The following is an 11504-nucleotide window of genomic DNA, read 5'->3' as shown; positions in this document are numbered from 1 at the left end:
ACTTATGATCTTGCGTAGGAACGTTTTTTACCTGAGCCAATGAGTTCTTGAATTTTCATAATGCCATCTATAACAGCTTCAGGAGTCGGTGGACACCCGGGGACATAAACATCAACTGGAATAATTTTATCTGCTCCCTGAAGAACATGGTATGCACGATAAAAACCGCCACTCGAAGCACAAGCTCCCATACTCAAAACCCATTTAGGGTCGAGCATTTGATCGTAGATAAGTTTAAGTACAGGTGCCATTTTTTCAGTAATGGTTCCTGCGACAATAAGCAGATCACTTTGGCGAGGAGAAAACCTAACAACCTCTGCACCAAAACGAGCAACGTCATAGCGAGGTCCAACAACTGACATGAATTCGATTCCGCAACAGGCAGTACCAAAAGGGAGTGGCCAAAGTGCGTTTTTTCTTCCCCAACTAATAAACTGCTGGGCCTTAGTCGTGAGAACCCCTGTATTTAACATTTGATCCATGTCATTTGGGTTCACTTCAATTTGAATATTATTTGTCGTATTCTGTACTGGCACTTGTCTTACCTTTTTGAATTGCCGTGCATTACTTATATACCCTACACGCTTAGTGTTTTCGAAATATGATGTATCGACTTACTTTGACATAGACCTATCTTTCTAGACCACTGAAATCTTAGTAACGCTGGGAGTTATTTTTAACTCTTAAACCGGTCTTGTACTGATGTTTAGTGCCCCTTCATAATTGAGAATAAGCCGAGGAATAATGTATGAGCAAAATTGCAGAAAAATCTAAATCGCCCGCTCAAAAGGCCGTCGAGGCAAAGCCACTCTCCGACGGACCACATCATAGTACTAAAAGAAAAAAATCAAAGACCCAAGATTCATCAGAATCAGCCACCAGCCCCGCTTTCGTCGTCGCAGTGAGTAAACAAGAAAAAACTCAAGATGAACAACCTACAGGCACCAAACAATTAAAACATGATCCCGAAGAACAACGCGCCAAGGCTCGCAGCCTTTTAAAAAGTACGGTAATATCTCCAGAAGATCGCAAAGTTTTAGAACAAATTTTAGGACCAGACAAAGAGACTTAATTCACATCTATGCAATATTACAGATACTTACGTTTTTATATGGCACTTTATGGCCGCTATTTTTGGATCGGTATAGGTTTTCTCGTCCTTACCAATATCCTTGATGTGCTACCTCCGCTGATCATCATGCGTGGAGTTGATCAAATCACAAATAAAGCACCTCTTAATGAATTGGGAAAAACCGCAGCACTTTTTGCCATAATTACTTTTGCTTTGGCCATTGTGAGATTTCATTGGCGCATGCAATTTGGAAAATTTCATCAAAACCTCGCAAAAGATTTGCGTGAGCGGGTATTTAAAAAACTCACAGAATTAGGGCCAACATTTTATTCTAAAAATCCAATTGGTGAACTCATGAGTTTAGTCACCAATGATGTTGAAACTATTCGCATGGGAATGGGTCCGGGGCTTTTGGTACTCACCGATGCATTTCTTTATTTTTTAACTATACCACCAATCATGATGGCGCTATCGATTCCACTGACTTTTAAAACTTTAGCGCTCTTGCCGATTCTTCCATTTTTTATTCATTGGTTAGGAAACGTGATTCACCGACGATTTCTCGAAGTTCAAGAAAGATTCAGTGAATTATCAGGCATCACGCAAGAAGGTATAACCGGAATTCGTATCATTAAAAGTTATGTTCAAGAAGAAAATCAGGTGAAGGTATTTAATACCGCAAGTTGCAAGTGGCAAGATCATAGCCAGACGGTCGCTTGGGCTGAGAGCTTTATGCACCCCGTGATGGAATTTTGCGTATCAGTTGGTGTTGTTGTTTTACTTTATCTTGGTTCAAAAGATGTTCTCGGCGGTGTTCTCACCATTGGTGGGTTTGTCGCATTCCAACGTTACATCATAAAAATGGTTTGGCCAATGACGGCTGTAGGTTGGGGGTTTTCACTTATCTCACAAGCACGCGCTAGTCTTGAGCGCATCGATGAGTTTTTAAATACAGCACCTGATGTTCAACTACACGCGCATAAACTTAACAATTCAATGCCGACTGTTAAAATCGATCAAGTTGTTGAGCCTCAATTAAATGGTCTCATTGAAATTAAAAATTTAAATTTTAGTTACCCCTACTCAACTCGATTAGCACTTAAAGATATTTCTTTGAATATTTACCCAGGGGACACATTAGGAATTGTCGGCCCCGTGGGTTCTGGAAAAACAACAATAGCACAACTTCTATGCCATCTCTATGCCGTTGAGCGCGGAAAAATTTTTATTAACTCAATCGATATCAATGACATTTCACTTCAAACTTTGAGACGACATATTTCTCTGGTTCCACAAGACACATTTTTATTTAGCGCAAGTATCACAGAAAATATGTCATTTGGAATGGAAGCCACTGCATCGGTTGATCACCTCACACGTGTTGCTCAAATTGCAAAACTTGAAGATGAAATCGAAGCCCTTCCTCAGCGTTACGACACAATGCTTGGTGAAAGGGGTGTAAATTTATCGGGTGGGCAAAAACAACGCATGACCATTACCCGAGCACTTTTACGTAAAAGCCCGGTCATTATTTTTGATGATTCACTTTCTGCTGTTGACGCCGAAACTGAAACCCTGATTTTGCGTCGTCTTAAAGAAGAAACGCAAAAACACACAACAATTATTATTAGTCATCGCCTGAGCACACTCTCACTTTGTAATCGCATTATGGTTTTAAAAGATGGAGCCATTGAAGGTTTTGGCACACCAGAAGAACTGCGCACTACAAGTAGTACATATCGTGAACTCCTTCAACTTCAGGGGTACACATGAGCGAACAAAATAGCGGCATGCAAGAAGACGTACTTTCTGCACGTACACGCTACAAAGATTTAGTCGTACGTATTTGGCCTTACATTGCTGAGTATAAATGGCACCTTCTTTTTGTAACGGGCCTTGTGATTGTTCACACTATCGTTGGCCGTATATTACCAAATCTTGTTGGTTATGCCGTCGATAATGTAATCTTGCCCAAAAATTTAGAACTTCTCTGGAAAATTTGTGCCGTATATTTTTCTTTAGAAGTCTTAAGACTTTTGATGGTTATTGCAGAAACTTATTTCTTTCAAGTTTTAGGTCTTAAAGTCATATATGATCTGCGCTCAAACGTTTACTCACATATTCAAAAACTACCCATCAGATTTTTTGATCGTACCCCGGTGGGTAGACTTGTGACTCGCGTAACAAATGATTTTAGTTCACTTGCTGATCTTTTTACTGCGGGTCTAGTGAGCGTATTTACAGATTCAATCAGCCTTATAGCTATCGTTGGTGCCATGGCTTTTATCAGTGTGAAACTCACGTTGGTTGTTTTGGCAATTTCTCCTGTGATGCTTTGGGTTTCAATTTGGCTGAGTCAAAAAGCGCGAGACACTTTACGTCGCCTTAAAAAACGTCTAGCCATGATTAATTCTTTTGTCGCAGAAAATATTTCTGGAATGAAAGTCATTCAACTCTACGTTCAAGAAAATCGGCACATCGATAGATTTAAAAAACTCAATACCGATTATCGAGACGTGCAATTAGAAAACTTAAAGTATCTGGCATGGCTAAACCCCGTGCTTAGCGGGTTTAATGCTATAACTGTGACAGTTGCACTTTATTATGGCGGAATGCTCAATGATCAATCAGCAATTGCTGTTGGGTCTTTGATTGCATTTTTGATGCACGTACAAGATTTTTTATCACCGTTAAGAAATATTTTAGAAAAATACCAAACCTTTCAAGCAAGCCTTGCCAGTGCAGAAAGAATCTTTACTGTACTTGATGAAAAACAAGAACGCATTGATGGTAAACTCATGCCGGCAAAAGTCATGGGGCACATTGAATTTAAAAATGTTCACTTTGCCTACACAAGTGATGTGGGCAATGTTCTTGAGGAAATTAATTTTTCAATAAAGCCTGGGCAAAGCATTGCCATCGTAGGAGCAACTGGAAGTGGCAAAAGCACTATCGTGAGTTTACTACAAGGATTTTATGAACTCGACACTGATAGTGGCGGAAGTATTTTATTAGATGGTCAAGATGTGCGTACGGTGCATAAACATGAACTCAGACGCCGTATTGGTGTAGTTCAACAAGATTACTTAGTGTTTAAAGGAACCATCGCTTCAAATATTTCGTTGAATGATCCACTTATTTCACGGGAACGAGTCAGACAAGCTGCAATAAAAGCAAACTGCGAAGAGCTCATAAGTAAACACGCTCATGGGCTTGATGCAGAAATTCAAGAACGTGGTGCAAATCTATCAACAGGAGAAAAACAACTCCTCAGCTTTGCTCGCGTGTTAGCGTTTAATCCCGATGTCTTGATTTTAGATGAGGCCACAGCTCACATTGATTCACAAAGTGAAATGCTCATTCAACAAGCCACAAAAGAAGTTACCAAAGGGCGAACGAGCATTATAATTGCGCATAGGCTTTCAACTATTTTGGAATGCGATCGTATTTTAGTTCTTGATGGCGGAAAACTCGCCGAACAAGGAAGTCATGATGAGCTACTCGCGTCTGGTGGAATTTACAACAAGCTTTATAATTTGCAGCTGAGTAAACAAGTCGCTCATTGAATTTCAATTCATGCTTACTTCTTTTGGAAGATGAAAGAGCCTTCGAATTTCTGCTTTTTGTGCATCACTCAACGATTTAGTTGTATTCAGAAAGTTGACCACATATCCAATTTGACTTTCATCCTCAATTTGGCGGTATGTCGCAACGATACGTAGGATTTCCATATATTGTTCAATATTTGTAATGCCGAATCCGTCGATCAGGTAAGGCATCAAAGCTTGCATAGATTCATTACTAAATTGGTTTGATCTTAATACACTCTCGATCTTTGCTTTTCTTTGAGCAAACGGCAAGTCAGACAAACCATATACAAGTATGGCGCCACCACGCACATAGGGCTCATGACTCTGGTTGGACACGTATTGATCAGCTAAGCCGATCAGGTTTGAAAATAAATCCGGCTTTATCAGCCCGACTATTAAAGTACAAGGAGGCATTAAATGGCCTCCTGTTGGATTTTTTTGAAGTCTTTGAATCGCCATTTTTCTTTCTTGAATAGGTAGATTTGACTTTGCGTATGCGTTCATAAGACCACAAATTTCAGATGAACCTAAATCAGGATGTTTTTCTATTCGACTGTAGAAACTACGAGTGGTTTCTAAACTATAACCAGCCCTACTTACATATTGTGCAAATGCTGAAAGCGCCTGAACTTCATTTGGTGTCACAGCCAAAACACGCAAGAAAAGAGATTCAGGCATATAGTTAATTTTTCGAGCTAGGGGGGACCATGCTAAATTTCGAATATGATCTGGTAAAATTTTGATATCAGTTTCAGTGCGAGATGTTTGAGCCTGAGCAAGAATCGTATTCACAACTTTTTCGTAAAGATGAGGCATAGTCATAGCACACAAAACTAGAACCGTATTTCTTGTACCAACTCCATTGGGATCTGCCTGCAGAATCAGATCAAGATGTCTTGTGATAAAATCAAGAATATAGCGTCTATTTGGCGGAATTTCATTTCCTAAGTAAAATGACGATGTAACAGTAATAAAAAAAGCCGAAGTTAAGAAACTAATGTTTTGAGCAGTGACACCCTTTTGCTCATAATACAAGATTAAATTCTTAATTGTTGAATCGACCACTTCACAAAAACATCGTCAAATTAAATAATCTGTAAATTGCACTTAATTTTGATGCCAGGTTTTCCCATAATTTATTTTAATGACAAGTTTTCTCTGCAGGTTGTTTTTATTTTTCCTGCGGCACTCACCCCTCAACCAGCCGCCACAAAATATTCATCAAACAATCATTACGCACCACGAAACCACCCATGCCCCTAATCTTCGAAAGCTCATTACACACACATCCCAAACATTAATCATTTGCTTCAAAAACCAATCTAGCCATACAATTTTCACAACACACATCAGGCACAGTCGCACGGGGCGACTTACTATGTGATGCATTTATGGGGGATATAATGAAACACGGACTCGTTGCATTACTCACGATACTCACTGTTGCGATAACAGCTTTTAGTACAGCAAATAAAGAATATGAAGTATTCGTACAAAGTGGTGTCTTTGTTCAAGATCCAGATAAACAGTTTCTTGGTGAATTTAAAAATAGCAAAAGTTTAGTTATCGATCACGTCAGCTCTAAAGGCTATGAACTTTATGGCCCTACAGGTTTTGAAAAGATGCTCGATGCAAAAAAGATTTCATACAAGCGCTTAGAAATTCCCATGGACCCACTTGACCCGATGGCTGATTATCCGACTTATGCACAAATCACAAAGGGCTTACAAGATCTCCAAGCAAAATATCCGAGTATCATGACACTGACTTCATTGGGCAAAAGTCACAGAGGCCGCGATCTTTGGATGGTGAAAATTTCAGACAATGTTCAAAGTGATGAAATAGAACCAGAAGTAAAATTTGTTTCAAGCATGCATGGCGATGAAATCACGGGTCGAGAACTCATGATGAGACTCATTGATGATTTAGGAAAAGGCTACGGAGTAAATCAAGAAATCACAACCCTCATCAATAATACTGAGGTTTATATCATGCCCAGCATGAACCCCGATGGTTCTGAAGCGCGCACTCGTTACAACGGACGAGGTCTTGATTTAAATAGAAACTTTCCTGACTTCTCAGTACTCAGCAATACCAACATCGCTGAAGGCCGCGAACCCGAAACACAAGCCATGATGAAATTTGAAGTAGCTCATCACTTTTCGATGTCTGCAAACTTTCACACTGGCGCCGAAGTGGTGAACTATGTTTGGGATACCGCACATGTTCGTCACCCACAAGATAGTCTTGCCCGCAAAATCAGCCTCGACTACGCAAGCCGCGTTCCCTACATGGCAAATTCTACTGAATTTCAAAATGGAATCACCAATGGTTATGATTGGTATGAAGTTAATGGCGGGATGCAAGATTACACCACCTATTGGTACAACGATCTTCACTTCACGGTAGAACTCTCTGGCGAGAAATGGCCACAATACTCAACCATTGATGGTTATTACCGCGATAACAAAGTCGCACTCTTAGCCTTCTTACAAACAGTTCATCAAGGCGCGGGTTTTAAGATTAACGAAGCTAATCAGGTTGGACTCGTTGAGGTTATCCATTTAAAAGCACAGCCTATTTCATTAGGAAAATTTCCTTTTTGGAATTCAGAATTTTTCAAAGTTCTTGAACCTGGAAAATATCGCTTTGTAGTAAAAGCTGTATCAGGTCGAAGTGCGGAATTTGAAACTACTGTCGGGCTTTTACAAGCTATTCCCAACAACGGGAATTACATGAACATCAGCCTTGGGAACATAGTTCCTTAATCATTGGTAAAGCATTCTTCATTCCGGCGGCCTCAAGTTCAAATCTATTTTTAAGAACTTGAGCCGTCGCTAATTCAAAATCAATTGAATAAACAGAGTCCCACCCCAAAGTCCACCATCGTGATTTTTTTGGTAAATCTTTAATGGCAATCCAATAAGCTTTAGGTACTTCCATATAACTTGAATGAACTTTCACAATAAATTTTCCTAAATTACCGCGGGCTTGTTTTCCTTTACTCTGTAAAACTTCGACATTAATATCGTCTAAATTGGCTTTGAATTGTTGCACATATTTCTTATGTGAATCGGCTGAGTGTCTGACCCAGAAAAATGCACCGCAAAAATTAACCGTGATCAAAACACCAGAAAGTGCAATGGCCATGGAATTTGAAAATCGCTGAGTAAAGATATACTTCCAAAAAATAAGGGTGCATAAAAGTGCCAAGCTAAAAGCAAAAAGGATTGTCGAAAAACTTGCGATCTTCCAAGCATGACTGCGCATTTTTGTAAGTTCATCAAGTTGAAGTTGCCGTGCATAAACCATAGTACCTGCATGCTTAGAGTGATCGTTAAGTACACTTTGTACGTGATTAACACATTTTGATGAATCAGTTTGTGGTGCGCTTTTGATGAAACGAGAGGTCGCAAACTGAGGCGTTACAGACAAACCAAATGAGGATTTTGAAATAACAAGTACAGTTAAAACCGTAAAGGCTATGGAAGTCAGAGTAAAAATTCGGTACTTCATCATACTAACCCTCTTATAATCAGGTAATTCACAAAATTAAAATGCAAAGCCTGAGCCTATAGATTCAATCGTCAGCTACCCCTTGATTACATTAGAGCGCAGCTATACTGTTAAGCTCCTTGCCAAAAGACGAAATTGGGCCAAGATTTCACATTAAATTGCGGATTAAGAAGCTGCCTGCTGACGAGCCCGCCAAAGATCAAACTCTGCTTGCATGCGAACCCACATCTCTGCCGTGATACCAAGAACTTTTTCTAGCTCAATGGCAAACTCAGGGGAAATCGCGCGCTTGCCGTTGACGATCTCATTGATCTTTCTTGGTGAGCAACCACACTTGTTAGCTAACTGAGTTTGGTTAAGACCCATTTCAGTCATATAAATTTCACTCAAGATTTGTCCTGGATGCATCGGTTTTGGATTTTTAATCATATTCTATCCTTTGTGATAATTTTCAATTCTAACATTCGAAAACTCTCCACTTTTAAACTCGAAGGTGATGCACCAAGGGAGTTTAATTGTAACACTCCACTGATGTTTTCGATCCCCTTTGAGTTTATGCAAACGTACATTTGACGGCTGTCCTCGAATCTTCAAATCATCTAATGTTGAAGTGCTATGCATGATGGTTAAAAGGGCTTTAGCTCGAAGCCAAAATTCATTCGGCAAAGTCTTGGAAGAATCTGTCTCCCATATTTCTTGAGCTGCCTTATTACCAAAGTCTTTGATCATGCTGCTATCCTCAATTATTACATTATACGGTATAACGGTATTTTTAGCCAGTTTTTTAAATTGATGCAACAACAGTGTTTCTTCATTGGCATGTGAACAACAGCAGTTTACATCCAGAACTATTGCAACAGTTAGCGCATCAGATTCATTTACCCCAACCCCACAACTTTGGCCTGATGAGAAACCGTATCCTGCCCATCTTGGATCTTATGACTATGGCCCCACAATTCTTTTTGATACTAGCGACTCAAAATGGAAATCTTGGTGGTGCGGTACCGATAATGCTACTGGAAATCGTGATAGTATTTGGCACTCATGGACATATGACAGAATAAATTGGTCAGCCCCACAAGAGGTTTTTAAAAGCAGTGGGGGTGCAAGCTTTGATGGCTATCATGTCTGTGATCCCTCCGTTTTAAAAAACGTCGCTATTGGGGGAACAACATACAATTATGTAATGTATTACACTGGTGGGCCTTACTCTGCAAATACTGATAATGATGGTAAGATTGGAATTGCTGTATCGTCAAATGGCACATCTTGGACCAGGCTTTCTGGTCCTCTAAATTTGAATTGTACCTCTTCAAGCAGTCTGGGCTGTCAGCATTTTAGAATCATAAAGATTCCAAATGATAGATTTGTCGCTGTGTATACCCAAGTCAAAAACAACTCGACTGATGCCGTATATAATGTCGAATCTTGGGATGGTGTAAATTGGACGGGTCCCAACAACGAAATTACTCCAAAGCGATTATGTTTTGAAAATTATCAGGGCGGATGCCATGCCACGCCCGGGGTTGACATCATGTATGATCCTTCAGGATACCAAGGATATTTATTTACTTTTACTGCTTTTGGACATGAAAAATTATATAAAGCTGATGCCACATGGTTTGGAACACTGGGTGGAAATCCAACAACACTCATAGCAGATTTTTGGTATCCGGGGCCTTCAGGTAATGGAACATTTGGGCCGGGTTTTCATAGAACAGAAAATGGATTCAGACCTGAAAATCAGGATATATTTAGTACAACAGGCAACAGAAATCCCCATGATTTTCCACAGCATGAGGTGGAGTTGATTCAGATCCGCTGGACCCATTTGCACATTAATAACTAGTTTTAATACCGCCTTGCTCACATCTGAGCTTATAGTGGGTTTAAGCTGGATTTTAAAAAGACCGAATTTACTTTAAATATTTCAGATTCCTGCATATTTTAGCTCTTATGGATCTCACAAAACAGGGCACATCAAGCTCACTCTTTCAAAAAAAACCTGAGTACTTCGAAAGTCGGCGCGATGATCTTATTGCCATGATACCACCAGGCTGTAAAAAAATATTAGACGTTGGTTGCGGAGCTGCTGAAGGCTGGAAAAACTTTAAGGGTGAAGTCTCAGGAATCGAATTAAATTCTGAAGCCGCAGAAAAAGCGCGTAAGAATATTAAAGAAGTCGTTGTCGGTGATATTGAAAATACTAAGCTTCCTTTCAGCGAAGCAAGCTTTGACTGTATTGTCTTTGCTGATGTGCTTGAGCATCTCTATGATCCGTGGGGAATTTTACTTAAGTTTCGCCCCTATCTAAAAGCAGGTGGCCATATTTTAATTTCTATTCCAAATATTCGCCATTATCGTATTTTGCGATCTTTGATTTTCAAAGGTGAATTCACCTACCAAGATTCTGGAATTTTAGACATTGATCATATTCGATTTTTCACGCGCAAAGAAGTTTCTCAAATGGTTAATCGCACAGGGTTTGAAATCGAATCACTCCAACGAAAAATCATGGCTTCTTCAAAATATAGCGTTTTGAATTCCCTGCTTTTTGGGGCCTTCACTGATTTTCTCACGGGACAATTTTACGTTTTAGCTAAAAAGAAATAACTCCAAACGCATCAATAATTCGTTGCCCAATCAATGGGCTTTTCTCCCCATTTTACCAAACAAGAATTGATTTTAGAAAAATGCTTATTGCCTAAAAACCCGCGGTGAGCTGACAGTGGTGAAGGATGAGGAGATTTTAAAATCACATGTTTTTTATTCGTAATCAGCTCTGCTTTTTTCTGAGCGGGGCTTCCCCACAGAACAAAAATCAAAGGTTTCTCGCTGTGGTTTAGAGTTTGAATCACCCGATCAGTGAATCGCTCCCAGCCTTTGCCATGATGAGAACCGGCTTTGGCATTTTCGACAGTTAAAACTGTATTTAAAAGTAAAACACCTTGATCGGCCCAATAGGTAAGCTCGCCATTTGTAGGGCGCGAAATTTTCACATCTGTTTCGATTTCTTTAAATATATTTTGCAAAGATGGCGGAGGCTTCACTCCTTTACGCACTGAAAAGCAAAGCCCGTGAGCTTGACCTGGGCCGTGATAAGGGTCTTGCCCTAGAATCACGACTTTTACTTTGCTATAAGGAGTATGTTTAAAAGCATTAAAAATCTCTGAAGGCTTTGGATAAATAATTTTCTTTTTGGACAATTGCTCTTTAAGAAATGCCCTAAGCTCTACCATGTAAGGCATCGCAAACTCATATTTAAGCAGTGCTTTCCACTCAGGTTCAATTTTAATGCGATCAACTTGAGCCACTCATTACCTCTT

12 protein-coding genes are annotated in these 11504 nt (G+C 39.7%); 6 read left to right on the top strand and 6 right to left on the bottom strand.

Features of this window, described 5'->3' with window-relative positions; translation table 11 throughout:
• Window positions 1-2: 2 nt before the first annotated feature.
• The gene (nuoB, locus tag SGI74_08645; GenBank protein ID MDZ4677564.1) at window positions 3-482 is read right to left on the bottom strand and encodes an NADH-quinone oxidoreductase subunit NuoB; all 480 of its coding nucleotides are present in this window, start codon (window positions 480-482) and stop codon (window positions 3-5) included.
• A gap of 266 nt (window positions 483-748) precedes the next feature.
• Between nuoB and SGI74_08640 the strand changes: the two genes are divergently transcribed.
• From SGI74_08640 to SGI74_08630, 3 genes are read left to right on the top strand one after another with little or no spacing between them, the layout of a single operon-like run.
• A complete protein-coding gene (locus SGI74_08640) occupies window positions 749-1072 on the top strand; it encodes a hypothetical protein (GenBank protein MDZ4677563.1) in 324 nt (107 codons plus the stop codon).
• A 9-nt stretch (window positions 1073-1081) separates the two neighbouring features.
• Window positions 1082-2845 carry an ABC transporter ATP-binding protein gene (locus tag SGI74_08635; GenBank protein MDZ4677562.1) on the top strand — a complete coding sequence of 588 codons (1764 nt, stop codon included), beginning with the start codon at window positions 1082-1084 and terminating at the stop codon, window positions 2843-2845.
• On the top strand, window positions 2842-4638 hold the full coding sequence (locus tag SGI74_08630; GenBank protein MDZ4677561.1) for an ABC transporter ATP-binding protein: 1797 nt from the start codon (window positions 2842-2844) through the stop codon (window positions 4636-4638). The genes SGI74_08635 and SGI74_08630 overlap by 4 nt, the downstream gene beginning before the upstream one ends.
• A 3-nt stretch (window positions 4639-4641) precedes the next feature.
• On the opposite strand, the gene SGI74_08625 is transcribed toward SGI74_08630, so the two are convergent.
• The gene (locus tag SGI74_08625; GenBank protein MDZ4677560.1) at window positions 4642-5727 is read right to left on the bottom strand and encodes a hypothetical protein; all 1086 of its coding nucleotides are present in this window, start codon (window positions 5725-5727) and stop codon (window positions 4642-4644) included.
• 338 nt (window positions 5728-6065) lie between these two features.
• Here SGI74_08625 and SGI74_08620 point away from each other — a divergent pair, with 338 nt between their 5' ends.
• Window positions 6066-7430, top strand: coding sequence for a M14 family zinc carboxypeptidase (locus SGI74_08620; GenBank protein ID MDZ4677559.1), 1365 nt, complete (start codon window positions 6066-6068; stop codon window positions 7428-7430).
• Here SGI74_08620 and SGI74_08615 read toward each other — a convergent pair.
• The 3 genes from SGI74_08615 to SGI74_08605 form a co-directional block, all read right to left on the bottom strand.
• Window positions 7405-8181, bottom strand: a complete 777-nt coding sequence (locus tag SGI74_08615; protein MDZ4677558.1) for a hypothetical protein — start codon at window positions 8179-8181, stop codon at window positions 7405-7407. The genes SGI74_08620 and SGI74_08615 overlap by 26 nt on opposite strands.
• A 162-nt stretch (window positions 8182-8343) precedes the next feature.
• Complete coding sequence (locus SGI74_08610; GenBank protein MDZ4677557.1) at window positions 8344-8607, bottom strand: HigA family addiction module antitoxin; 264 nt, start codon at window positions 8605-8607, stop codon at window positions 8344-8346.
• Between the two features lie 3 nt (window positions 8608-8610).
• A complete protein-coding gene (locus tag SGI74_08605; GenBank protein ID MDZ4677556.1) occupies window positions 8611-8979 on the bottom strand; it encodes a type II toxin-antitoxin system RelE/ParE family toxin in 369 nt (122 codons plus the stop codon).
• 13 nt (window positions 8980-8992) lie between these two features.
• Between SGI74_08605 and SGI74_08600 the strand changes: the two genes are divergently transcribed.
• Both SGI74_08600 and SGI74_08595 read left to right on the top strand, forming a co-directional pair.
• Window positions 8993-10027 (top strand): hypothetical protein, encoded by a 1035-nt coding sequence (locus SGI74_08600; GenBank protein MDZ4677555.1) that lies wholly within the window; start codon window positions 8993-8995, stop codon window positions 10025-10027.
• 107 nt (window positions 10028-10134) lie between these two features.
• Window positions 10135-10791: a class I SAM-dependent methyltransferase gene (locus tag SGI74_08595; protein MDZ4677554.1), complete on the top strand. Its 657-nt coding sequence runs from the start codon at window positions 10135-10137 to the stop codon at window positions 10789-10791.
• An 11-nt stretch (window positions 10792-10802) separates the two neighbouring features.
• On the opposite strand, the gene ung is transcribed toward SGI74_08595, so the two are convergent.
• On the bottom strand, window positions 10803-11492 hold the full coding sequence (gene ung, locus SGI74_08590; protein ID MDZ4677553.1) for a uracil-DNA glycosylase: 690 nt from the start codon (window positions 11490-11492) through the stop codon (window positions 10803-10805).
• Window positions 11493-11504: the final 12 nt, after the last annotated feature.

The sequence above is a fragment of the Oligoflexia bacterium genome (assembly GCA_034439615.1).
GTDB lineage: Bacteria > Bdellovibrionota > Bdellovibrionia > JABDDW01 > JABDDW01 > JAWXAT01.
This window is presented reverse-complemented; position numbering and strand designations above follow the sequence as displayed.